General features: G+C 68.5%; 16 protein-coding genes, 2 tRNA genes and 1 pseudogene. 9 read left to right on the top strand and 10 right to left on the bottom strand.

Going from position 1 to position 24,506, the window contains the following annotated elements; all coding sequences use genetic code 11:
* Positions 1 to 111: 111 nt before the first annotated feature.
* Both ACGF5U_RS13435 and ACGF5U_RS13430 read right to left on the bottom strand, forming a co-directional pair.
* On the bottom strand, positions 112 to 528 hold the full coding sequence (locus ACGF5U_RS13435) for a DUF4259 domain-containing protein (RefSeq protein WP_392710265.1): 417 nt from the start codon (positions 526 to 528) through the stop codon (positions 112 to 114).
* Between the two features lie 61 nt (positions 529 to 589).
* A complete protein-coding gene (locus ACGF5U_RS13430; RefSeq protein WP_392710685.1) occupies positions 590 to 715 on the bottom strand; it encodes a hypothetical protein in 126 nt (41 codons plus the stop codon).
* Positions 716 to 754: 39 nt separating this feature from the next.
* Here ACGF5U_RS13430 and ACGF5U_RS13425 point away from each other — a divergent pair, with 39 nt between their 5' ends.
* From ACGF5U_RS13425 to ACGF5U_RS13400, 6 genes and pseudogenes are all read left to right on the top strand, one after another.
* On the top strand, positions 755 to 1,618 hold the full coding sequence (locus ACGF5U_RS13425; RefSeq protein ID WP_392710660.1) for a helix-turn-helix domain-containing protein: 864 nt from the start codon (positions 755 to 757) through the stop codon (positions 1,616 to 1,618).
* A 65-nt stretch (positions 1,619 to 1,683) separates the two neighbouring features.
* Positions 1,684 to 2,265, top strand: a complete 582-nt coding sequence (locus ACGF5U_RS13420) for a dihydrofolate reductase family protein (protein WP_392710263.1) — start codon at positions 1,684 to 1,686, stop codon at positions 2,263 to 2,265.
* Between the two features lie 270 nt (positions 2,266 to 2,535).
* Positions 2,536 to 2,994 carry a hypothetical protein gene (locus tag ACGF5U_RS13415; protein WP_392710261.1) on the top strand — a complete coding sequence of 153 codons (459 nt, stop codon included), beginning with the start codon at positions 2,536 to 2,538 and terminating at the stop codon, positions 2,992 to 2,994.
* Positions 2,995 to 3,303: 309 nt separating this feature from the next.
* A complete protein-coding gene (locus tag ACGF5U_RS13410) occupies positions 3,304 to 3,858 on the top strand; it encodes a transposase family protein (protein ID WP_392710259.1) in 555 nt (184 codons plus the stop codon).
* 554 nt (positions 3,859 to 4,412) lie between these two features.
* A complete protein-coding gene (locus ACGF5U_RS13405) occupies positions 4,413 to 5,717 on the top strand; it encodes a DUF4241 domain-containing protein (protein ID WP_392710257.1) in 1,305 nt (434 codons plus the stop codon).
* A 684-nt stretch (positions 5,718 to 6,401) separates the two neighbouring features.
* A pseudogene (locus ACGF5U_RS13400) lies at positions 6,402 to 12,585 on the top strand (DNRLRE domain-containing protein).
* 1,537 nt (positions 12,586 to 14,122) lie between these two features.
* On the opposite strand, the gene ACGF5U_RS13395 reads toward ACGF5U_RS13400, so the two are convergent.
* The 3 genes from ACGF5U_RS13395 to ACGF5U_RS13385 all read right to left on the bottom strand — a co-directional run bounded on the left by ACGF5U_RS13395 (position 14,123) and on the right by ACGF5U_RS13385 (position 17,770).
* Positions 14,123 to 15,544, bottom strand: a complete 1,422-nt coding sequence (locus ACGF5U_RS13395) for a tyrosine-type recombinase/integrase (RefSeq protein WP_392710255.1) — start codon at positions 15,542 to 15,544, stop codon at positions 14,123 to 14,125.
* The gene (locus tag ACGF5U_RS13390) at positions 15,538 to 15,729 is read right to left on the bottom strand and encodes a helix-turn-helix transcriptional regulator (protein ID WP_392710658.1); all 192 of its coding nucleotides are present in this window, start codon (positions 15,727 to 15,729) and stop codon (positions 15,538 to 15,540) included. Before ACGF5U_RS13390 ends, ACGF5U_RS13395 begins: the two co-directional genes overlap by 7 nt.
* 316 nt (positions 15,730 to 16,045) lie before the next feature.
* Positions 16,046 to 17,770 (bottom strand): DUF3987 domain-containing protein, encoded by a 1,725-nt coding sequence (locus ACGF5U_RS13385; RefSeq protein ID WP_392710253.1) that lies wholly within the window; start codon positions 17,768 to 17,770, stop codon positions 16,046 to 16,048.
* Between the two features lie 107 nt (positions 17,771 to 17,877).
* On the opposite strand from ACGF5U_RS13385, the gene ACGF5U_RS13380 reads away from it, so the two are divergent.
* A tRNA-Ser gene (locus tag ACGF5U_RS13380) sits at positions 17,878 to 17,967 on the top strand.
* Positions 17,968 to 18,041: 74 nt separating this feature from the next.
* Here ACGF5U_RS13380 and ACGF5U_RS13375 read toward each other — a convergent pair.
* Positions 18,042 to 19,022, bottom strand: a complete 981-nt coding sequence (locus tag ACGF5U_RS13375; RefSeq protein WP_392710251.1) for a dihydrodipicolinate synthase family protein — start codon at positions 19,020 to 19,022, stop codon at positions 18,042 to 18,044.
* 71 nt (positions 19,023 to 19,093) lie between these two features.
* On the opposite strand from ACGF5U_RS13375, the gene ACGF5U_RS13370 reads away from it, so the two are divergent.
* Positions 19,094 to 20,080, top strand: coding sequence for a LysR substrate-binding domain-containing protein (locus ACGF5U_RS13370; RefSeq protein WP_392710249.1), 987 nt, complete (start codon positions 19,094 to 19,096; stop codon positions 20,078 to 20,080).
* 192 nt (positions 20,081 to 20,272) lie between these two features.
* Here the strand turns inward: ACGF5U_RS13370 and ACGF5U_RS13365 are convergent, their stop codons facing one another.
* Entirely contained in the window at positions 20,273 to 21,439 is a 1,167-nt protein-coding gene (locus tag ACGF5U_RS13365; protein WP_392710247.1) for a CU044_5270 family protein, read from the bottom strand.
* The gene (locus tag ACGF5U_RS13360; RefSeq protein ID WP_392710245.1) at positions 21,436 to 22,092 is read right to left on the bottom strand and encodes an RNA polymerase sigma factor; all 657 of its coding nucleotides are present in this window, start codon (positions 22,090 to 22,092) and stop codon (positions 21,436 to 21,438) included. Before ACGF5U_RS13360 ends, ACGF5U_RS13365 begins: the two co-directional genes overlap by 4 nt.
* A 282-nt stretch (positions 22,093 to 22,374) precedes the next feature.
* Here ACGF5U_RS13360 and ACGF5U_RS13355 point away from each other — a divergent pair.
* Positions 22,375 to 22,449, top strand: a tRNA-Trp gene (locus tag ACGF5U_RS13355).
* A 60-nt stretch (positions 22,450 to 22,509) separates the two neighbouring features.
* Here the strand turns inward: ACGF5U_RS13355 and ACGF5U_RS13350 are convergent.
* Both ACGF5U_RS13350 and ACGF5U_RS13345 read right to left on the bottom strand, forming a co-directional pair.
* Complete coding sequence (locus tag ACGF5U_RS13350; RefSeq protein WP_392710243.1) at positions 22,510 to 23,466, bottom strand: hypothetical protein; 957 nt, start codon at positions 23,464 to 23,466, stop codon at positions 22,510 to 22,512.
* Positions 23,467 to 23,647: 181 nt separating this feature from the next.
* A complete protein-coding gene (locus tag ACGF5U_RS13345) occupies positions 23,648 to 24,100 on the bottom strand; it encodes a hypothetical protein (RefSeq protein ID WP_392710241.1) in 453 nt (150 codons plus the stop codon).
* Positions 24,101 to 24,506: the final 406 nt, after the last annotated feature.

The following is a 24,506-nucleotide window of genomic DNA, read 5'->3' as shown; positions in this document are numbered from 1 at the left end:
AGAAGGTGCCACCCTCTCCCCGATAAGGGGTGAGAGTGGCGCCTGTGGTCGGAGTGCCTGGCTCTGTACACGAGAACGGGTTCTGGCACGAGTTCCGTGAAGCGGTCACGATCAGTGATCAGCGGGTGTTTTGAGTGCTTGGAGGATCTGCCGCACTTCCTGGCGCCACTGATCGGCGTCGGCGCTGTCCACCCAGCCGGTTGCCATCTCTGATCCGTCATGGAGAACCCGGTCCAGTGCGAGTCTCGCTGACGCGCGAAGCGAGGCCGGTAGTTCGGGCAGCGGTCGGCTGGGGCCGTCATCGGGGTCAATTACGATGGGGCTGTCGGGGAGGGTGCTGGCGACAAGAGCGGCGGCGGCAACGGCTTCGGCCCCGTCTCCGCCGTCGACGCGCTCTCCCGAGTCGGTGACTCGCTGGAATGCCCGCTCCAGCACGTCGATGACCTGCCGGTGGGTGAGTCCTTCGAGCTCATCGACGAAGTCTGCGGCGAGGTCGCTGTCGAACGGGCCGGTTCCCCACGTTCCCATGCATGGCTCCTGATACGGCTGTCTCGGACCAAGGCATGGTTCCAGGAGCCACTGACATCGGTCACGGGGCGAGGAGGACCCGCTTGCGGAGCAGTGCGAAGCCGGCGCGTCCGAACACCTGGCGCTTGAGCATCTTGATCCGGTTGACGTGTCCCTCGACGACTCCAGAGTTCCAGGGCAGGGTCAATACGGCTCTTCACCATGCAAAGTGTCTTCGGTGACGCTGATGGCGTCTGCGATGCTGTGGGGCGTGGAGTACGTGTCCAGAGTGCCGCGACCGCCGCTGGACGGGCTGATCGACGACCTTTACTACCTGGAGGGTGCGCCGCCGTACGCCCGGCTGACGCTGCCGCCGATGCCGGCGGCGTTGCTCGTCGTCAACCTCGGGGCGCCCTTCCGCATCCGCGCCGGCACCGACATCGAGACGGCCGAGTACGCCGACGGCTGCGTGGTCACCATGCCCACCCGCGCCTTCGAGTTCGGCTATCCGCCGGGGACCCGGTCCGTCGGCGTGCACTTCAAGCCGTGGGGGCTGGCGCCGTTCCTGCCAATGCCCGCGGCCGAGCTGTGTGACCGGCCGGTGACAGTGGAGCAGGTTTGGGGCCGGCCCGCCATTGCTGAGCTGCGAGACCGGCTGGCCACGGCGGCTGAGCCGCACGAGATGCTGACGCTGCTCGAGGAAGAGCTAATGCGACGGCTGTGCGAGATCGCCGGTCTGGGGCTGGTCCGTCATACGAGCAGCGTCATCGCGGCGACCAGCGGGGCGGTGGCGATCGGCGACCTGAGCGTGGCAGCCGGTGTCAGCAGCACTCATCTGGCACAGCGGTTCAAGGAACTCATCGGCGTCACGCCGAAGCGGCTTGCCCGCACCTACCGCTTCGCCGCCACCGTGTTCGCGATCAACCCCGCCGGACCGATCGACTGGGGCGACCTCGCCGGTGGCGCAGGCTACTTCGACCAGGCCCACTTCGGCCACGAATTCCGGGCGTTCACCGGGCTCACGCCTACCCGGTACGTCGAAGTCCGGCGGCGGTTCCTGCGCGAACACCCCGGCCACGTGATGGACGGCTGGCCGCTGCCGGCCGATTGATTTCCTACAAGAGCGACAGCTCACGACACGCTAATTTGGGGCACCCCGAAGCAGAGGAGAGCCCTGTGGGCAAGGTGGTCATGTACAGCTCGGTGTCGGTGGACGGCTTCATCGCGGACGAGAATGACCAGCCCGGACCGCTGTTCGACTGGTTGTCCAGCGGTGACGTCCCGTTGGACGAGAGCGGCCAGGTGAAGGTATCGCAGACGTCCTACGACTACACCCGGCCGTACTGGGACCAGATCGGGGTGACAGTCGTCGGCCGCCACGTCTTCGACATGACGGACGGCTGGGACGGGAAGCCTCCGAGCGGGATCGACCACGTGGTCGTCGTGACGCACCGGCCGGAGCCCGAGGGCTGGGACCTCGAGGCGCCGTTTCACTTCGTCGACGGCGTCGAGGCAGCCGTGGCCAAGGCGCAAGGGCTTGCGGGTGACCGCATGGTTGAGGTCGCCGCTGGCGACGTCGGTGGCCAGGTACTTGCCGCAGGTCTGGTCGACGAGGTGCGCATGGACGTCGTACCCGTGGTGTTCGGGTCTGGCAAGCGCTACTTCGGTTCGGTCCACGCGCAGCACCTGTTGGAGGATCCTGACGTGGTGATTCAGGGCAACCGGGTACTTCACCTGCGCTATCGGGTGCGCCGTTGACCGATGTGAGCAGGTCCGCGAACAAGTCCACGTCGGCCTGCTCGAATGTGCCCACCGCGTGAACCTGTCCCTCGACACCGTCAAGCGCTACCCGCGCACCCGAGCGCCGGGGCCGGTGGCCTCGCAATCCGGTGGCCTGCGGCGGGCTCTCCTGCCCTGACATTTGTCAGGGACTCGGCACCCGGCTCCCTGGCTATGGTCTGTCCACGACGCTCTCGGTATCTCAACGCCTTTACTTTCGATACGAGGGGGAACCCCATGAGTCGCTCCATGGACCGAAGGACGCTGCTGAGGTCGGCCGGGTCCGCGGCGGTGGCGGGATCGCTGGGCGCGCTGGGTGTCACGGCGTTCGCCACACCCGCGCACGCGGCACCCGGAACGATCAACACCGACCAGGTGATGGCCACCACCAATCGCGTGACCCACGCCCCGAACCAGCGCGGAACCATCGGCATCGAACTCCGCTCCGGCTACTACAACGGCTACCAGTACGGCTGGGGACGGCTCGTCGGCTCGGGATGGGACCCGCGTGGCTGGATCTGGCTGGACATCAGCCGGGACGGTGGCAGAACCTGGTCCTTCGCCGACGGTACCTACCTGTCGGACGGCACCGGCTACGCGCACACGTCCGGGTGGCTCACCCAGGCCGACCCTAACTACGTATTCAGGGCCAGCTACGACAGCACTCTCCGGGCCGTCAACCCGTACGTTCGCAGTGGGATCTGGTAACAGCCGGCCCCGGCGCCGGTCCGCGTTGGGTTCCGCTTCGCGGCCTCGATACGCACCGCTTCACGCCTCGCCCACCCTGCAGTGGTCGGACCGCAGCAGCCGCGCTCACCACGCATAGGATGACCCTCACCCGGAAGGCGCCAACGCCGGCCATCACCGAAGCCGCCTGGCTTTGTTCACGAACTTCCGGTTCTGGCTCAGGTTTTGTGACGCGGCCACTCTGAGTGACAGCCGAGCCCCTTCGAGCTGTACGCGAAGTCGCCCGAAAACGGTTCGTGGGTACGGGAGCTGGGTCGACAGTTCGGTGCCGTGGAAGAGGTCGGGCTCCGGCTGAAGGAGTTGTTGTTCCCGTCGATCGCGGACGTCGCGGTGCTGTCGGTGGACGTGGACATCGAGATGGTGCGTGTTGATGCGCAATGCATCGCGGACGGGGCTGCGTGCCCGATCTGCGGGGCCTGGTCCGGCCGGGTTCACGGTTCCTACCTGCGGTTTCCCACTGATGTGCCGAGCGGTGGCCGAAGCGTTGTTCTCCAGTTGCGGGTCCGTCGGTTCGTCTGCTGGAACCCGGGTTGCGCACGCCGTACCTTCGTTGAGCAGATACCCGGTCTGACACGGCGGCACGGCCAGCGGACCGAACGGCTGCGATCGACTCTGGCCGCGGTCGGTCTGGCCCTCGCGGGCCGGGCCGGGGCCCGCATCGCCCGCGTTCTCGGGGGGTCCGTCAACCGCAGCACGGTGCTCCGGCTGGTGGACGCTCTTCCCGAGTCTGAGGTGGCCGCCCCGCGTGTGGTCGGCGTCGACGAGTACGCCACCCGGAAAGGCCGCCACTACGGCACCGTCCTGGTCGACATCTTACGGCCCTGAAGAACCCATGCCCGCCTTCCCTGACGATCTACGGACGCTCGCGGACGAGGCCCTCGCTCGCCTCATCAGCGACGAGGCCGGGCCAGCCTCGAACTGGGTCGACCCAGAAGACTGGAAGCAATGGCGAGCCAACCTCAACCGCCTTCGTGCAGTCCTTGCTCCGCCACCACCGTCAATCGCGCTGTTCAATGTCGAGCAGTGACATAGCGTCACCTACCACAAAACCTGCGCCAGAACCCGAGAACGGGAGTCGTTTGTCGACGGCTTCGGGAGTCACCGCGTCACCCTGTCGCTCGATCAATGTCGATGAGTTCGGGAGTCACTGCGTGCCTGCGTCTTAGCTGTCCATGGCAGAGTGGCGCTGGCGGCTCAACGGATCACGCCGGCAAGCCACTCGCTGAGCGGGTCATGCACCGGATCACCGGCACGACCGTCTGGGCGCCGGAGCTGGCCCGCCGCCCCGCCGCCTCGCCCAGTAGGGCCGCTGTCACGGGCAGCGGCTACCTTCCTTGCAGCTCAGCACAGAACCAAGGGGTGCAGGAAGAGGAGCGGCAATGGTCGTCGAGGTGGGGTACGCGCAGGCGTGGGACCTGGAGGCTTGTGCGCCCTGGCGGCCGATATCCGCCGAGGAGGCCCGGGAGCGGGATACCGCCGGGCTTCCGTACGTGGTGGTGTACCGGGAGCCGGGCCGGGAGGCTCCGCTGGAAGTCCGGCTTGTCTCCTGGCGAGACCACTACGTCGGGCTGTGGGTCTACGACGCCCAAGGCCGCCGCACCTACGACCTGGACATGCGGCTGCTGGACGACCCGTCGCGGCTGCTGCGTCGGTACTCCGTCGGCTGGTACTACACAGGCCCAGAGATGGCGGAGTTCGACAAGGCGTGCCCACGCATCACCATGGACCTCCTCCCGGACGGGAGGGGCCGACGGACGGAGGAGCGGCAGGGGCAGGGCGGGGGCTCCTACGCCACCTCGCCCGGACTCCGGGACGACGAGTACTGGATGGACCGCCCTGCCTTCGGGGAGTGGCCGCTGCTCTCGGCCCAGGTACACGGGCTCATGGAGCCGCCGGTCTTCGAGGCGGCTGAGGTGGCCGAGGCAGCCGAGCCAGGTGACGGAGACGCCCCCGCCACCTGCTGGCGTCCGCCGCGCCCCGCGCAGCCCGGGCCGATCAACGAGTTGTTCCGGCCCGGGGTACGCGTGACCGACGGGTACCACCCCGAGATGACCGTCGTGGAGCCGCGCCGGGTCGGCACCCTGCACGTTCCCGGCGGGCTGCTGGCCGTGTCCGGCCCAGACATCGACCACGGCGACGGGCCGCGCATCACGGTCCCCGTTCCGCCCGGGGAGTACGTACTAGACGAGGCGCTGGTCCGCTTCAGCTACCACTGCGAGTGGCGGGACGCCGAGGTCACGACCACGGAACCCACAGCCGTCCGCCTGCTCGTCAGCGAGACCCCCGCATCGACTTGGGAGATGGCACTCGGTCCGGACGACGATCCCCGGCTGTTCATCGAGCAGCAGATAGCCGGCTTCGACACCGACGGCGCCACCGGCTGCTTCGCCGACGCCGGTGCCTGGGAGCCGCTCATCGCGCTCTTCGAACGGGGGCTGATCCGGGGGGAGTCGGACCTGGACGGGTACGAGGACATCGACGACGGTTCCATGTTCATGCAGCGCACCTGGGATGAGGCTTCCGGCGGTGAGCTCATGTCCTTCGCGACGACCGGGGACGGTACCTATCCGGTGTGGGTCGGCCGTTCCGAGGCCGGTGAGGTAGTCGGCGTCGTGGTGCTGGTGGAGGCGATGCCCGAGCTGCTCCCGGAGCGGGATGGGACCCCCACCGATGCGGCTGTGTAGGCAGGGTCCTGCCAGCGGCGGCAGTCGCCAGCCTGGTTGCAGTTATCCGGGGCGACCGCACCACCGCCGTGTCCCTTGCCGAGGAGGGGCGTCGCGTCTTCGATCGTGCAGGCTCCCACGAGCAGACCTCGGACTATGCCGTGCCCTGGTGGCATGAACGTGTTCCTGTCTCCCTTGCTCGCACGGCTGGTGGACGAGAAGGGCGCCATCGAGCCCCAGGAGCAAGCCGCACGAGAGCTGCCCCGGGCCGGCTGGGGCGCGGACGCGTCGTCCTGCTTCAGCGACGCGCTGCGACCGTCACCGCTCGACCGCAGCGCGGCCGTACGTCCTCCTCACGCAGGGCCGTGGCAGGCTGAAGCGCCCCTTGCACCGGCGCGGGATGCAGCCGACAGGTAAACGTTCACCGCGTCCGCCACATGAGAGACGCGGATCACTTCACCCCCGGGAACTCCGGAGCCGATCTTGTCCCACTTATCGCAGTTATGGATCTTTTCTTCCTCGATACGTTCACATCGGCATCACAGAGGTGGTGCACATGTGAACATACGAGACCGAGGAATGATGACGATTCATATACCTGCGCTGAGAGAGCGTGGGCGGCCTTGGTCCGGGGGGAGTCTGCGCTACATAGCGGGGAGTCTTGCCCTGGCCCTGTCCGTCACGTTGCTCGACGGCACCGTCGCAATGGCCACACCACGCCAGGCGCCTGCCGCACCGGAGACTGCGGCCGTCACGCAGGCTGCGGACATTCCGTCCGCGCGCGTGGCCGCCCGCTTGTCGGGCAAGCGGGTGGAGGCCCTGTCCGAGCGGACCGAGACATCGACGACGTGGGCGAACAAGGACGGTTCGCTGACCACCGAGCTGACCGCCGGTCCGGTCCGGTTCCAGGACGAGGCCACCGGTGACTGGCGTGATGTCGATCTGGACCTCGTCGGCGTGGCCGACGGCGGAGTTGAGCCGAAGGCCCATCCCCGCGGCCTGAAATTGGCAGGCAAGACCGGAGCCCCGGCCGGGTCGTTGAAGGCGGCGCAGGCGGCCAAGGCCACCGATCTGGTAACCCTCGGCGAGGGCGACGAGCAGATCACTTTGCAGTGGAAGGGCGGCCTGCCTGCCCCGAAGCTGGAGGGCACGCGTGCCGAGTACGTCAACGCCGTGCCCGGCGCGGACGTGGTGATCGAGGCGACCCGTACCGGTTTCGAACAGTTCGTCGAGGTCAAGCAGAAGCCTGCCACCGACGACTACACCTACACGCTGCCGCTGAAGGCCAAGGGCCTGAAGGCAGAGCAGCAGGCCGACGGCAGCGTGCTGTTCACCGACAGGAAGAACAAGAAAACCGCGGTGATGCCCGCTCCGGTGATGTGGGACGCGAATGTCGACCCGGTCTCCGGCAAGCACACGCGCCAGGTCAACGTCGGCATGAAGGTCGTCAAGACCAAGGGCGGCGTGGACCTCGTCCTCACCCCGGACGCGAAGTTCCTCGCCGACCCGGCGACGAAGTACCCGGTCACGGTCGACCCGTCCACCTCGTCCCTGTCGAACGTCTTCGACACCTACGTCCAGCGGGGCACGACGGTCGACTGGTCCACGGACACCGAGCTGGACCTGGGCAACCCGGGCACGAAGAACGCCGACGGCACCTACCGCACCGCGCGCTCGTTCATCTCGTGGAACACCGCGCCGATCGCCGACGCCCTGGTGATGGACGCGAAGCTCAGCCTGTGGAACTTCCACTCCGCCAACTACACCGGGTCGTCATGCCCCACGCAGCCGTGGGAGGTGTGGTCCACCGGCGCTGCGACGACGTCGTCGCGGTGGACGGCCCAGCCGTCGTGGATCGCCAAGAAGGCCACCTCATCGGAGACGAGAGGCAACCCCTCCTGCTCCACCCAGCCGGACGGCTGGATCAACGCCAACGTCACCACGATGGTGCAGGAATGGGCCTCGGCCAAGGCCGCCAAGTCCCACATGGGCCTGCGCGCCACTGACGAGAGCATCACGGGGCAGTGGAAGCGCGTCAACTCCGCCAACGCCGCCTCCAACCCGCCCAAGCTGGTCGTCACCTACAACTACCGGCCGCGGACCGGCACGAAGCAGGAGGCCGGGCCGCCGTACTTCTCGTACTCCGGCGCCTATGTCGTCAACACTGTGACGCCCACGCTACGTGACACCTTCGTCGACCCCGACGGAGACAAGATCCAGGGCGCATACCAGATCTTCGACTCCGCCACCAATGTGCAGGTCGGTGCTGTGCTGCGGTCGGCGTTCGTCCCGTCCGGACAGTCGGCTCCGGTGACCGTTCCGGCCGGGGTGCTGGTCAACGGCAAGACATACAAGTTCCGCAGCAGCCCGTACGACGGCACGCACTACAACCTGGGCTGGTCGGAGTGGAAGACCTTCACGGTCGACACCGCTGCCCCCTCCGCCCCCACCGGGATATCGTCGACGGACTACCCGTCGAACGCGTGGGTCAAGGGCGCCGGTCAGACCGGAACTTTCAACGTCACTCCGCCTGCGGCCGATCATAACTGGCTCGAGTGGTCGCTCGACGAGGTGACCTGGACCAAGGTGCCTACTGGAGGCGCCTCGGGAGCCAAGGCCATCTCCGTCACCCCGCCGAAGAACGGCACCCACACACTCCAGGTCCGCGCGGTAGACAAGTCCGACAACAAGTCCGAGGCCATCGACTACACCTTCCACGCCGGCCCCGGCGGCTTCGTCCAGCCCGCTGACGGAGAGCAGACAGCCCGGCGACTTCCTCTTGTCGCCGAGGCCGATGGGGCAAAGTACAACGCCGTCTCGTTCTCGTGGCGCCGCTCTGAGACCGACCCGTGGGTTCAGATCCCCACCAAAGACGTCTCCTCTGGCGGCAGCCCTCTCGATGCCTGGCCGGTCCCTCTCGTCAATGGAAAGAACGCATCCCTCGCGTGGGATGCCGTAGCGACGGTCAACCCGGACGGTGCCATCCAGTTGAAGGCTGACTTCACTGGCCCCAATGCCGCATCCGGCAGCACAGAACCGATCAGAGCCGTGATCGACCGCAACGCGAACGGTGCCGCCTCCACTGAGGTTGGTCCTGGGCACGTGAATCTGCTCACCGGTGACTTCCGGCTCGCCGGCACCGAGGAAACCTACTTCGGTGTGTCCGCGAGCCGCACCGCGTCCTCGCGACAGCCGACTGCCGGGGGTGTTCAGGAGGGCCAGGCTCCGATCTTCGGCAAGGAGTGGGTGTCGGGCACCGTCGCCGAGATCACCCAAGCGGGCTACACCCATATCCGCAAGACGTCCAGTAGCTCACTTGACCTGGTCATGTCTGATGGTAGCGTCGTCTATTTCACGGCGAAGTCCGGGAGTAGCTGGCAGCCTGAACCTGGCGCCGAGAACCTGATACTGACAGGGAGCTTCTCTGGCAGCTTCACACTGAAGGACGCTGATGGGACAGAGGCTCAGTTCTCCAAGGTAGCGGCAGCCGCTGAAACATGGCAGATCACGTCATCCGGGCTCACCGGCGTATCGAATTCCACAACCAACGTCGTCTCTGAAGCCGTCGTCATGAACGGCAAGACGTTGGCCAGGCCTAGGCTGCTCATCTCACCCAGAGGCGCCGTTGACAACGCCACCTGCGCTAGCACTCCTTCAACCAAGGGATGCCGTGCCATCCAGTTCGTTTATGCAAGCACCACCACGGCGACGGCCAGCGCCGTCGGTGACTTCGCGGGTCAGCTGAAGGAAATCCGCCTCTGGTCAACGGAGCCCGGTGCGTCGGTGGCAAGCTCCAAGGCGGTGCAGGCTTACCAGTACGACGAAGCTGGCCGTCTTAGCCAGACTTGGAACCCACAGATCAGTCCGTCCTTGAAGACCGAGTACGGCTACGACAGCATCGGCCGGGTTACGACAGTGACCCCGCCTGGCCAGTTGCCCTGGACATTCACCTACGGCAACGTCGGCGGCTCGGCAGCCGGCGACGGAATGCTCCTCAAGGCCACTCGCCCCACACTGCAACAAGGATCCACGTCCACGGTCAACGGTGAAGCGACCACCTCTCTGGTCTACGGTGTGCCGCTCACCGGGGCCCGGGCGCCGTACGCAATGAGCGCCACAAATGTGCGCACATGGGGTCAGCTTGAAGCCCCCAGCGACGCCACCGCCATTTTCCCCGCCGATGCGACACCAGGCAGCCATCGAGGCGTGGATATGTCGGCTGGAGACTACAAGCGGGCGATCATCCTCTACCTGAATCCCTCAGGCCGGGAGGTCAACTCGGCCGACGAGGCAGGTGGTATCGAGACAACTCAGTACGATGCTTTCGGAAACACGCTAAGTCAGCTGTCAGCCGGCCACCGAGCCTTGGCGCTCGGGACGAGCGCGGCGGATAAGGAACGCCAGGCTAACCTGGGAATCGTCGGCCTTCCCACCGGTGAACGGGCGGAACTGCTGTCGGACCGGACTGTCTACAGCGCGGACGGTGCCCGGGAGATCGAGTCGTTCGGACCCTTGCAGCGGGTCTCCCTGGCCAACTCACTCGTCTCGAACGGATCCGTGGTTGTCAAGCAGGGCGAGACGGTCGCAGCCCGTCCTTGGACGATCAAGAACTATGATGAGGGGAGGCCCACGGACAACTCCGCGACTGTCAAGAACCAGGTCACCAGGGTTGCCGCTGGGGCCCAGCTACGAGACCATCCCGAAGTGCAAGCCGACCGGCGCGTCACGGCCACCCAGTTCGACTGGGTGAAGGGTGTCCCGACGGCGACCATCGAGGACCCCGACAGCATCGCGATCAAGCGGACCACCACCTACGACGCCCAGAACCGGGTCGTCAAGACCCAGGAGCCGGGGTCCACCGGAACGGACGCGGCAGCGACAATCAGTGAGTACTACACCGCCGACGGAACCGGGATCTGCGGTGGCCGTCCCGAGTGGGTCGATCAGGTCTGCCGCAACACTCCCGCCGGAGCCATCAGCGGTGGTGGGGCCAACCCAGCCGAGTTGGTGACCAAGACTTACGAATATGGCTTCTACGGTCAGACGACCAAGCTCACCGAAACAGCCAACGGCGTGACACGCATGACAGTGACCAGCTACGACGGCGCCGGCCGCCCCACAGGTGTGGCGGTCACCGGCGGTGTCGGAACCGTGGTACCGGCGACCACCTTCCAGTACCACTCGACTACCGGAGCGATAACCACTATCAGTTCCTCGGGTGGCGGCACGATCACCAAGGAGTACGACGCCCTGGGGCGGCAGACCTCCTACAGAGACGCTGACGGTGGGACCACGTCTACGGAGTACGACCGCTTCAACCGTCCAGTCAAGGTCTCTGACTCCGCTCCTTCCGTCGTGACATACACCTACGACCACACCAAGGATCCAAGAGGCCTGGCAACAGGAATGACCGACTCCGTCGCGGGCACGTTCACCGCCGCGTACGACGTCGACGGAAACCTGGCCCAGGAGACGCTTCCGGGCGGATACACCATGACACAGTCGGTGGGCAGGACAGGGGCACCGCTGGAACGCAAGTACGTCCGCAATTCCGACGGCACGACCCTCCTGGCCGACTCCGCGACCATGACGATCCACGGACAGTGGAGCACGCACGCCGGCGGTGCCGGGGAAGGCGAGTATCAGGAATACACCTACGACGCCGTCGGACGCCTGGTCGCGGTGGCCGACACGGTGGAGAACGTCTGCACCCGCCGCACCTACACCTTCGACAAGCGCACCAACCGCACCTCTCTCACCACAGCGGCCTCCGCCCCCGGCGCTGACTGCCCAACCACGGGAGGCACGGCCAAGACCTCGGCCTACGACTCCGCAGATCGACTCGTCGAGAACGGGTACACCTACGACGCCTTCGGTCGCACCAGCAAGATGTCGGACGGCACCACCGTCGGCTACTTCAACACGGACCTGGCGCGACAGCAGGTCGTGGGGGGGGGGGCTCCGTCAGACGTGGACGCTGGACGCTGCCAACCGGGTCCGTGGGTGGACGACCGAGTCCAACTCGACCGGCACCTGGACTCAGATCGCTGCCAAGACGAATCACTACGGCAACGACTCGGACAGCCCGCGATGGGTGACAGAGGGCAGCTCGGGTTCCCTGACCCGCATGGTCACCAGCATGGCGGGATCCCTGGCCGCGACAACCACCGCCTCAGGCAACGTCATCCTCCAGCTGTCCAACCTCCATGGCGATATCAATATCGCACTACCTCTGGACGGCAGTTCCGCGCCCGTGGCAATGAGCGCCGACGAGTACGGGAATCGGCGCTCGGCGACTGGCTCGGCTCGCTACCAGTGGCTGGGAGCTCATCAGCGTTCCGCCGAGACACCCGGCGGAGCCATTCTCATGGGTGTGCGTCTGTACAACCCGTCGACCGGGCGATTCCTCTCCGTCGACCCGGTCCCGGGCGGAAGCAGGAACGCGTACGAATACGCTGCTGGCAACCCCGTCAACAACTTTGACTTGGATGGCCGGAGGGTTTATCGGTACTCAAAGCAAACCATCTATCGCTCCTGGGGGCGGGTAACACTCGAGAAGTGGACCGACAAGGCCAACCTGAAGCGCACCTACAAGGTGACCTACACGCTTAACAGGTACTGGACCGGATGGGTTGCGGACTATGGATTCGTCCCGTATTCGATCATCGGCATCGTGGCGTCGAAACTCTCACATCCAGTTGTGCTCACCGTCGCGGCAGTGGTCGCTGCCGCCTTCGTCGCCATCCATGTGATCGCAATCCACGCCCGGCGCAGAGGCCAGTGCCTCCAGTTCAACACGCAGTCGACCATGGTCTACCGTAAGACGTTCGGATTCACCCACTTCTATTACTACTATGGATGGGTGTACCCTTGGAGGGCTCCGTGCTGAGACACAAGACCGCATTCGTAGTGGTGAGTTCTGTGAGCGCACTCATGCTCCTGACTGGCATTACTGCGTTCTACCTCTGGGGCCTCCGTCAAAGCGGGCCCATAATTGGGGCAGCCGTCGTATGGATTCTCGTCTCCTACCAGATGTACCGGCGCGAATTCAGAAGAAATCGCCTGTCGAGAAATGACTGAGTAGCTCATCCCTACAGGGAAAGATTCTGTGCGACTTCGGTCTTCGGGATCCGACCTTGCGGCATAGGGCAATGCGGTCTTCGTGACGGTCCGTCGAGTTCTTCGGCGGACCGTCACGGCTGGGGTGCCAGGAGCCTCGCTTCAGGGCCCATGGGCGACCTGACGGCCGGACACCTGGACTTCAGGTAGGGCTTCTCGCGTGGCCGTGATGCCGAGTCGGTCGGAGCGTTCGGCGTCGTCGTGCCGCCCCAACGGCGCTGGCGATCCGCCCGGCACTGAAGACCGAGTACTCCTACGACGTAGCGGGCCGGGTCACCGGTCTGACCCCTGCGGGGGAGCTGTCGTGGACCTTCCCCTACGGAAAGGCGGGCAACGCCGCCACCGCCGGTGACGGCATGCTCCTCAAGACGTCCCGCTCCGGGCTGCAGCCCTGCGGCGGATCGACCTGACAGCGGACCTGAAGGCGCCGTGTACGTCACGGCTGGCACGTCGACGGTGACGACGCCCCACCACGGCAAGCCGAGCCGGGTGCACGAGCCCGAGGACCGCACAGATGATCAGCATGGTGTGAAACAGCGGCTTGCCGAAACGGTGGCAGGTAACCGGAGCGAGGCGGCGAGGCCGGAACCTCCTCCTACACAATGGCCCGGTCCACTACCGCCGCCGCTCATTCACGGCCCGGGTCCGACGGCGGTGCCGCCACCGGACGGCGTAGGCCGCCACGATCGAGCCGACCACGAGCGGCCCGGCGACCCAGCGCATCACGTTCGCCGGCCACTCCGGCCCTCCGCCGGCCATCATGGTCACCGTCTCGACGGCGAGGGAGACCCCGAGTAGGACGAAGCCGACCCCCCAGGCACGGGACCACCCACACAGGCCCCTGGATCGGCTCCGGCGGCCGACGCGGCCGCAGCACGGCCCGCCATCCCAGCCGTGCACAGCCCAACCCCAAGACCACGACAAGCACGTCCACGGTCCTGTCGAACGCATCGGTCACGGCCCCGAGCATCCGCACCTCCCTCTCCTGCTCCTCACGGACCTTAGAACGCCAGCGCGACTGCTTTCCGGTGCCCGGCAAGGTGGATGACAACGTCCTGGCCTCGTGCCCTTCAAGTAACCTTTGTCCGCCGGTTTGAGCAGGGCCAGGGCAGCCGACCAGCGGCGTGGGAAGCGTTCTACGACAGCGTGGGAAACGATCTCTCCGGGAACCTGCATAGGTCCTGGCCAGCGCGTTTCGTCGGTGCCCCAGGTGCCATGGCCCCGACGTGGACTTCTCTCAGGCGCTGACGCTGCCGAGCGGTAGGGGCCCGGCGCCGGTTCGCGACGGGCCCCGACAGGGCTGTTGCCTACGTGCCGTTCGGGTCCTCGTCGTGCTCGCTCGCCAGCGCCGCGTCGATGAGCCGGTTGGAGCTCGGTTGGACGCCTCGTAGAACCTTGGCGTAGAAGCGGTACAGCACGGCCAGGCTGTGCCCGGCCCGGCGGGCGACTTCCACCGGGTCCACGCCTGCCTTGAGCCAGAGCGAGATACCGGCGTGGCGCAGCGAGTACGGGACGCCGGCGAGCGGTGTCGCCGCCTCCTCAGGGGTCAGCACCTTCTCTCGCGCCGCCTTCCACAGGTCGCAGTACTCGGTGGACCGGACTTGACCTCCGCGCGCGGCGCGGAACAGGCGGCCGTCGGGGGCGGTGCCCTCGTGCTGCAGGTGGTTACGCAGCATCCGGACGAGCACGGGAGGGATGGGAACGGAGCGGGTCGCTCTGCGGGCGCGGCGTTTGAGTCCGCGTGTCTCGAAGGAACTGCCGTCGTCCGTCCAGTCGGAGCCGACTTCTGGGCGGCTCTCCTCCAGGACGAGTTCGCCCCAGTCCGCGTCGTTCGTGGGCAGCGAGCAGTCCGTTCTCTTGAGGGCAGAGATCTCACCCGGGCGCATGCCCGCGTAGTAGAGGCAGCCGAAGAACGCCTCCAGGTGTTCACCCCGTCGTCCGTGTGCCCGGACCGCCTCGATGAGGGCTTGGGAGAGCTTGGGCCCGGGGACGTACCGGAAGTCGATCTCGTCGTCGGTCTGCGGGGGTTCCCAGTCCACCTTGGGCAGCGGGTGGGTGGGAATCAGCTCCAGTTCGACCGCGTAGGCGAGGCAGTTGCTCAGTACGGCCCGTTTCCGTTTGATCGTGTTCTCGGCCGCCCGCTCGCCATTCAGCTTTCGCGACAGGGCGTCGAGCGCCCGGCGGATGTGGATCGGTCGGGCAGCCTCCTGCATCTTGAGTGACCGCTGTGCCACCCACGTCAGCACGGCGTCGACTTCGGGCGGGGGCGTTTCCGTATCGAGCCGGGCCGCCATCGAGCCGTCGTCGCCGGTCCTGACGAGCCTGAACACCCATGCCTGGAGCGCGCGACGGATGAGCCTCGCATCTGGGACGGTGTCTCTGGAGTCGCTGACCAGCGTGGCCGTCACGATGGCGAGCGACTCCGCGATGCTCGCCCTGTGCTTGGCGGCGACGCGGGGCCACTTCATGAGGACGTACTGCCGTGCGTGCTCGTACCACGTCGGGGCGTTGAGGGCACGCAGCTCTGACTCCGGCAGCCCGGTCTCGGTGTCGAACTGTTCGCGCTTGCGGAGCGCGGCACGCAGCTCCGTCTGACGGCCCTCTGCCTGTCCCTTCGTGGCGTAACTCTTCGAGTGCTCTGTCGAGCCCACGCGCCAGCGGAGCATGTGAGGCTTGGGACGGTTCTTGCGGGTGCGGATGTTCCACACCTCGACATCGAAGGTCAGCACGCCACCACCTCTTCGTGATCGACCAGCCACTGGTCGACGTCCGAGCGGCGGAACCTGAGCTGGCCGTTGGGGAGGCGGATCCACTTCGGAGCCTGGCCGCGAGCCCGCATGCGGTAGAAGGCGGCGCGGGACAGACCGAGTTCGGCGAGCACGTCGGCGAGCTTGAGGTGGGGTTCGCGGCGCAAGGGGATCAGTCCTCCTCGGTGGCGGTGATGGCGTCGTGCGGTGCGGGGGGCGGCGGAGGTCGTCAGCGCTGTCAGCAGAATGCGGTGACCTGCGGTTTCGTTGTGATGGCCGGTGTCAGCGGCCGTCAGCGATGTCAGCGATGTCAGCGACGTCAGCGACGTCAGCGACGTCGGCGACGTCGGCGATGTCGGCGACGTCGGCGATGTCGGCGACGCCAGCCGCTGGTCGGGGGTCTGCTGACTGTGCTGACGGGTGCGGACGAGGCCCTCACCGGTTTTCTCGCTGGTCAGCGGATTCCGCTGACGCTGCTGACGGTCAGCGGGCATCCGTGCCGTCCTCTCGCAGCGAGGGGTGGACGTGGTACGTGGCGGTGGCGGGTTGGCCGGCGCGGCCCGTGCGGGTGGGGGTCTCGGCGTGGAGGTAGCCGTGCGTTTCGAGGAGGGCGAGCGCCGGTTCGACCTGCGCGACCGTGCGGAACCGGCGCGAGGCGGCGACGGCGTCACGGCGCTTGATCGTCGTACGCCAGGTGCCGTCGGTCTTCGGGCGGCGCAGCCAGTCGAGGATCGTCTGAGCGGCCTCCGTCGCCGGGTCGGAGCCGATGAGGTCGAAGACCGCCAGGGCGTGCTGTGTGTAGTACGCGGTGATCTCTGCGGCCCGGTCGATGGCCTGCCGCTCGACGGGCTGCCCCCAGGTGTCCCCGTGGATGCGGTCCGCGAGGTGCAGGAGGAGCGCGACGCGGGCGGTGTGGCCGACCAGTTTGCCCGCCCAGTCGAGCAGGTGGGACAGGGGTTGCTCGGGGCGGAGCGACAGTTCGAGCTGGTCCTGCAGGGCTTCGACCGCCCGGTCCGCCTGCGGTGTGAGCGGGACGGTGACCGGCTCAGGCAGCGCGTAGAGCGTGCGCAGGAGGCGGGTCAGGGAGCCGTGGTAGCGCTGGGCCACGGGTTCGGGGACCGGGGCGGTCCGGGTCCTGCGGTAGCCCAGGTTCGACGCGGGAAGCGCGTACAGGAACCGGGCGAGCAGTCCCCGGTCCCGGGCGCCGTGGGCGCCCGCCAGGTCCTGGAGGACGGCCGGCTGCGGGGTGATCCCGATGGTGAGCGCGGGCTTGTCGACGCTCGGCTGCTCTCGGGTGATCCGGTCCGTCTGGAGACGCTCGCCCTTGTGGGCCTGGAGGAACACGCCGAGGTTCGGCTTGGCGCTGTACCGGCCCGCGATGATGTCGAACAGGTCGCCCTCCGGCGACAGCGCCGCCAGGCAACGGTGGATGGCCAGCTGCTGTGCGAGCGGCTCGGGCGTGATGTCACCCGAGACGGTGAGGCGCGGCCTCGGCGGTACGTGGATCTCCTCGGCGAGCAGCTTGGCGGCGGACGCCTCGGCGACCAGTGCGGCGCGGTCGACTCCGTCGCCCGGTTTCCGGGCCTTGGCCATCAGGCCCTCGGCTTCCGCGAGCGCGGCCTCTTTGGCCGTCTCCGCCTCGATGACGCGGGGGCGGGCCTCGGCCTGGAGCTCACGCTCCACGTCGTAGACGGGTTCGGTCATCGCGGCGAACACGTCGGACTTGCGGGAAGCGGGCGGCATCGCGCAGACCAGGTAGAGGTTCGCCTGCTCACGCCAGCCGGGTCGGACCTCCACGTGCACACGTCCGCCGGCGGCCGTGGAGAGGGCGGCGAGCGCCATGGTGGCGGCGAGATCGGGCGGCGTCTGCGTGAACTCCGCCACCGCCGCCACGTGTTCGGCGATCCATGGTGTCAGTGCCGACACGGGAAACAGCGGCAGTGCGGCATGGGACCCGAGCGGCACCGGGTCCGGCCGGCGGTCGGCCGTACGGATGCCGGCGAGCGCGGCGGACGCCTGGGCCGCGATCTCCTCGCTGCCGGCGAGCCCCTGATGACTTTCGGCGATCAGGCGCGTTCCGGTCTCGATGAGGCGCCGCTTCCGCGCCTGACCGGCGACGAACTCGGCGTAGTAGGCACCGTTGGCCGCGGTCGGGCGAGGGCGACTCGTCGGCCTAGGGTCGGATCGCCCGGCCGGAGCGCCCGGCACCGAGGGCCCGTTCCGGACTCCACGGACCAGGGACGGACCAAGAGCCCCGGCGAGCGCCTCGTCCGGGTACCCTGTAACAGCTTCCGCAGCAGGTGAGGCGGGGCATGGGTGGGTTGCCCGAGCGGCCTAAGGGAACGGTCTTGAAAACCGTCGAGGCAGCGATGTCTCCGTGGGTTCAAATCCCACACCCACCGCCAGTTTCAGAGAAGTAGCAGGTCACAGGGGCGGGCCCAGGATGTGAGGGCTCGCCACCGCTCGTCACGGGTCCCTTTCAGGCTGCGGCCGCTGGGTCGCCTTGGTGGACTTGGTGGACTTGGTGGGCTTCATGGTGCCCGTGGGGTACGGGGGATACCGGGGGCTGGGCGGTGGTCAGGGTGGTCGCCCGGCGGACCGAATCGGCGGAGGCGGCCAGCAGCGGCAGCCGGACGGCCGGGCTCGGGATGCGGCCCTGGGCGTGCAACACGCCCTTGATCACGGTCGGGTTCGGTTCGGCGAAGAGCGCGGCCGACAGCTGGGCCAGTTCGGCCCCCAGCCTGCGGGCCGGTCCAGTGGCGTCGCGCTGCCACAGCGCGATCAGCTCGGCGTAGTCAGCGGTGCGGACGTTGGCCGACGCCAGGATGGCTCCGCGCGCGCCCGCCGCGAGCAGCGGCGAGATGACGGCGTCATCGCCGCCGAGCACCGCGAAGCCAGGTCCCGACGAGCCGAGCAGTTCCATCGTTGCCGCGTCGATCGCGCCGGTCGCGTACTTGACCCCGACGACCTCCGGCAGGTGTCCGAGCGCGTGCAGCGTGCTGGTGCTGAGGGGCTGACCGGTGCGGTACGGGATGTCGTAGACGACCAGCGGCAGGCCCCCGTGTTCGGCGAGTGCCGTGAAGTGCGCCAGCGTTCCCGCCTCACCGGGCCGGGTGTAGGGCGGCGCGGGAACCAGCGCCGCGGCGACGTCACCGCTCTGGGCGAGCTCTCGCAGTGTCGTGATGGCGGCGGCGGTGTCGTTGGTGCCGACGCCGACGATCAGCGGAGCCCCGTGGGCCCGGCAGGCGGCCGCGCAGACGCGGACCACGGCCCGCTTCTCCTCGGTGGTCAGCGTGGCCGCCTCCGCGGTGGTGCCCAGGGCGACGAGTCCACGGGCGCCGCCGGTCGACAGCGCCTCGTCGGCGAGGCGGGCCAGCGCGTCAGGGGCGAGGCGCAGGTCGTCGGTGAACGGAGTCACCAAGGGTACGAACAGGCCGGTGAGGTTCGCTTGGGTCTTCATGCGTTCAGCCTGGCCGACCCGAACCCGGTAGATCCAGTTCATGTTTCTACGCTTGTACGTAAGCTCACCTTATGCTCGATGTCCGACGTCTCCACCTGCTGCGCGAACTGGACCGACGCGGCACCATCGCGGCCGTCGCCGAGGCGCTGACGTTCACCGCATCGGCCGTCTCGCAGCAGCTGGCTGTCCTCGAGCGCGAGGCGGGGGTGCCCCTGCTGGAACGGACTGGCAGACGGGTCGTGCTCACGCCCGCCGGCCGCACCCTGGTCACCCACGCCGACGCCGTACTCGAACGTCTCGAACTGGCGGTCTCCGAGCTGGCCGGGGCCCGCGAGGGCATCGGCGGGCCGCTGCGGATCGGGACGTTTCCCTCCGGCGGCCCCGCGATCGTGCCCGCCACGCTGGCCGAACTGGCCCTGCGGCACCCCGCGCTGGAGCCGATGGTGCGGGAGATCGACTCGGCGCGGGTCTCCGACGGCCTGCGCGCCGGCGAACTCGACGTGGCCCTCGTCCACGACTACGACTTCGTTCCCGCGTCACCGGACACCACGGTCGACCAGGTGCCCCTGTTGGAGGAGCCGATGTACCTGGCCTCGGGTGGCATCGCCGACAGCGCTCCCGCCCCCGCACCCGCACCCGTACCCGGTCCCGCTTCCGCTCCCGCTCCCGCTCCCGCTCCCGCTCCCGCCGCTCACGGCGCCACGCTGGGGGAGCTTCTCGGACCGTGGGCCACGTCCCCGTGGATCACCGCCCGGGAGGGTACGACCGGCCACGCGATGGCCGTACGGGCCTGTCAGGCGGCCGGCTTCCAGCCGCGCATCCGCCATCAGGTCAACGACTTCCGTACGGTCCTGGCACTGGCCGCGACCGGACAAGGCGCCGGATTCGTACCGGAGATGGCCACCGCACACGCCCCCGACGGCGTGGTCCTCACCCGGCTGCCCCTCTTCCGGCGCTCGAAGGTCGCCTTCCGCGCGGGTGGCGGCACGCACCCGGCGATCGCGGCGTTCGTGGCGGCGGCGCGCACCGCAGTGGGCACCAGGGGCGATGCCTCCTAGCCGGGGACGGGAGCAGAGCCAAATACGGGCAACCGTCGTCGGTGGCGACCAGCCCGTCGTCGGCGATCACGGTCGACGGCGCGGAGGGGGCGTGGGAGGGATGCGGGCGCGGGACGGAGGCGGGGAGCGACGGCCGGAACCGGGGCCAGGTCCGGCCGTCGTGGGTGGCGGGTGTGGCGCCCCGCGCAGGTGTCAGCTCCCGCTCGGGGGCGTCTGCTTCATGCCGTCGACGATCGCCCGCTTCATGATGGCGTTGGTGGACAGCACGGTGCCGGGCTTCAGCAGGTCGGCGTGTTCCGGCGCCCTGTTCACCTGAACCGTTCGCTTGCCGAGGAAGACATGGGTCTTCTTGTCGAAGATCCACTCCTCCCGCTGACCGCTCGGCTCGTCGAGCCGGGCCACCGCCACTCCGTGCCGGCCCACCGCGTCCACGGCGTCCGGCACGACGACGACACCGGGGATCTTCGCGGCGGCCTTGAAGAGCGCCGCGTGCAGCTCGACGGGCGGAAAGCTCTCACCGAGCAGGTCGCCGATGGTGGTGAACGCCTGCTGGTCCCGGGAGTTGCCCATGCCCTCCGTCTCCTTGTAGATCTTGGCCAGCAGGTCGTCGGGGTCGGTGGTCAGCTTGGCCAGGTAGTCGTACGAGGGGCTGTTCAGGCTCGCCACCGGGGTGTTGCCCAGCTCGTCGGGGAGGCTCAGCGTCTCGCCCTCGGGGCTGTCGTTGACGGCGGGGTCGATCAGCCAGCCCTTGGTGCCGTCCGGAGAGGACCAGATCTGGCGGCGGTACAGCTCGTTGCCGACCAGGGTGGTCCTGTCGCCGACGTGCTTCAGGTGGCTGCCGGCCACCCTGGACTCGATGTAGATGTACTGGCCGGGCTTGACGCTCGGGTGCGACGCCTCGGTCGTCGCCAGAGAGATCCGGTCGAGCAGTTGCGGCACGCCCTTCGTGGTCGCGACGCCGACCGTCGTGGTGAGTGCCTGCCCTGTGGCGAGGCTGCCGGTGTCTCCGTCTCCGCCCGGCAGCAGCGCCGCGGCGACGACCACCCCGGCCAGCGCGGCGGCCATGGCCGGCAGGGCGATCGCCGGGCGCGGCAGCCGGAAGCGCCGTGCCTTCGCCGGAGCAGCCTGCGGCTTCGTACCCGCCGCCGTACTCGCCGTCGTCCTCGCCTTCGTATACGTACTCGCCTTCGTACTCGCCTGCGCTGCCGTCTCCGTGCGCTGTTCCTGCCGAATTCGGGCCATCAGAAGCTCCTTGTGAAACTGGTGACGGCCCGCCGGCAGGTCGCGCGCCGTCCCGGACAGCAGCTGTACGCCCTCTTCCCACTCGGCCGGACTCTGCTCGGACGTGTTCGCGTTCATCGGTTTCCTCCCTGCGCGGGCCGGACCACATTCGCGTGATCGCCTCTTGTCTGTCGGGCCGAACGGCCGCCTTCCTGTTCTCCGTACGCGTTTCTCGCCGTCGTCCCGGCCGCCGGGGCACCCGGTTCGTCATCGGCGAGCGCCCGCAGCTTCTTGCGGGCCCGCGACAGACGGGAGCCGACGGTGCCCACCGCAATCCCGAGGGCCTCCGCCGCGGCCTCGTAGTCCAGGCCCTCGCCCAGGCAGAGCGCCACCACCTCGCGCTCGGTTCTGCGCAGCGACGCCAGGGCGTTCAGCGCCTTCGCGAGCCGCCTCCGGTCGTCGAGGCGGGCGGCCACCTCTTCGGCATGGTCGGGAACCGACAGCTCGGCCGCCGCGGCAGCGGCCGCCGCCGCCCGGTACCGCCGGTTGCTCCGGTACTGGTTGCGCGCGGTGTTGGTGGCGATGCCCAGCAACCACGGCCGCAGGGAACCGCCCTCGGGATCGACCTTGTCGCGCAGCCGCCACGCCTCCATGAACGTCGCGGCCATCACGTCCTCGGCCGTCGACCAGTCGGCGGTCAACCGGAAGGCATGGTTGTAGACCGCGCGGGCATAGCTGTCGAAGAGCTCCGCGAAGGCGCTCGCATCGCCGGACCGTACCCGAGTACGCATCAGAGTGCTCACATCCCTGAGCTGTCCGGCACCACTCGCCGCCTTCCCGTGACCTGTGTCACATTGATGGGCGGATGCTGTCGGGGCCTCCGGGCCTCCGGGCCTCCGGGCCTCCGGGTCTCAGCGGCTCGGGGCCTCGGGGCCCGCCCGCGTCGCCCGGTCCGTAGCGCGCCCGGCCCATGGCCCGCCCTGTCCGTGGCCCGTCGGTCCACGGTCACGCCGACGAGGTCACAGCCGTGGAGCTGTGACCTCGGGCCGACGGATCCTAGGATGCGGTCGGGCGGAGCCGTAGCGCAGAGGTCGTCGCGCGCGGTCTCCAAAACCGCGAGGACGCCGGTTCGAATCCGGCCGGTTCCGCCCGGTTTCACCCGGTTCCGCCCTCCCGGCTTGATCCGTGGCGGGCCTTCGCGCGGTGCGTCAGAGCGTGGAGCAGCCTACGGAGACCGGGAGCCGGGCGGACCAGCGGTTCGAGATCACGTCGTACGCCTGGGCGTAGCCGTTGGCCGGAGTGCCGTACGGGGAGCAGTCGATGAGGCTGGTCTTCTTGCCGAAGCTGCCGCCGGCGAAGCCGGTGTGCCTGGCGGCGGTGACCGTGCCGGACCAGAGCAGCCGGTTGTCGCTGGTGCGGCGGATGACGAGGCGGACCTGGCCGAAGTTGTAGTGGTCGCCGTTGAGCCGGATGCGCGGGATGTCGTCGTCGCTCCTGCTCACGCAGGTGTCGCCTTCGCACTGCCGCGCCGGGTACCACCGGGACTTCCACAGCCGGGTGGACACGCGCCGGTCGTCGGCCTGGGCGTTGTCGGCGCGTGCCTGGGTCCGGACGGCGGGTACGACGCACACGACGTCCCCCGGGTACGCCTCGCGCCACACGTAGCCGACGGCGCAGGCGTCGGGGCCGTTGCCGTTGGTCCCGGGCGAACGCCGTGCCGCCGCACGGGCGTTGTCGGTGCGCGCCTGGTCCCGGACGCGTGGCTCGACGCAGACATGGTCGCCGCGCCGGGCCTCGCGCCACACATAGCCCTCCCGGCACGTGTCCGGCCCGTAGTCGCCTGCCAGGGAGACGAGGTCCGAGCTTGCGCCGTCGGGTGTGCTCTCAGGCGCTTCGGCCGTGGCGGCCCCCTTCTCGGCGTCGCTCTCCTTGCCCTGAGCGGCGGGCTTGGCGGGTGTGGCGGGCTTGGTGGGTGTGGCGGGTGTCGCCGACGGAGTGGGTGTGGCGGGTGTGGCGGCCGGGTCGGCCTTCGTGGCAGGCGCGGTACAGGCCGCGCCCGTCGCCGTCAGGATTCCGGCCAGAACGACGACCGCCGCTCGGCTCCTGATCCGGTGCGAGGCGGCCGTGCGGGTCGCGAGAGTGCGGCGAGCGGTACTGAGGTGCATGTGATCCCCCCTGGGCCCAGGCCGCGTTCCCCCACGAAGCGGCCGTGCACCGGCCATGACGCGGGCGGTGACCCTCGGGGTTCCGGCCGGTGGCCGGTTTCTCACCGTGGCGCGCATCGAGTGCGTCGAGTGCGTCGCGGTCGTCGCGTGCGTCGCGTGCGTCGCGGTCGTCGGCGGGTGTTCAGGCTTCGGCGAGGGCGTGGCCGGCCATTTCACCGAAGCACGCGACCGCCAGGATCGTGATCGTGCCGATGAGGGCCGACAGTGTGAAGTGGGCGTCGCCGAGGACCGCCGCGGTGATCTGGAGAGCGGCCAGCGTCAGGCTCGTGCCCCACATCATGACGCGGGGCAGGGCACTGGTGGTGACCACCGCCTCGGCCACCAGATGCGGGACGGTCGACAGCAACGCCACCGCCGCGAAGACGGCGGACACGAAGAACGCGGCGACCGGGTCCCAGTGGCGGTAGTGCGCCAGCGTGTACGTCAGCGCGCCCAGGTGCACCACGGCGGACAGCACCGCGCAGGAACCGGCGGCGAAGAAGGAGAACGCCTGCTCGCTGGGCGAATCCGCCGCCAGGAGTGCGGTGGCGGAACTCGGCATCCGCTTGGCCGCGCGGGCCACGGGAACGGTCATGGAAGCCTCCGAAGCGTGACTCGGGTGTCTCGTCTGTCTGGCAGGTCGCGTCTGTCTGGCAGTTCTCGTGTGACTCGTGTGGCTGGCTCGTGCGGCTGGCTCGTGTGGCTTGTACGGCTTGTACGGCTCGTATGGCGGTGTGGTGGCTCTTGTGGCTCGCGTGGCTCGTCTGACTCTTCTGTGTCGTCGTGCCGGGCACGGCCCGAGCGTAGGGGTGCACTGTGCGAAGCGTGACGCGTCGGCGGCGGCGCCGGCCGGGAGCGGCGGACAAGCGCAGGCAGAACGTCGCATCTCGCCCTCGATGTTCACCCCACCGGGTGACCGCCGCCTACGGCGCGCCGTGTTGACGCGCGGGAACGGAGGGTGTCGGGCACGAAAACCGCTGGGGCCGTACGTGCGTCCTTGA

The sequence above is a fragment of the Streptomyces sp. NPDC047886 genome (assembly GCF_043204435.1).
Lineage (GTDB): Bacteria > Actinomycetota > Actinomycetes > Streptomycetales > Streptomycetaceae > Streptomyces.
Note: the sequence above shows the minus strand (reverse complement) of the source record. Positions and strands in the feature narration are given on the sequence as shown.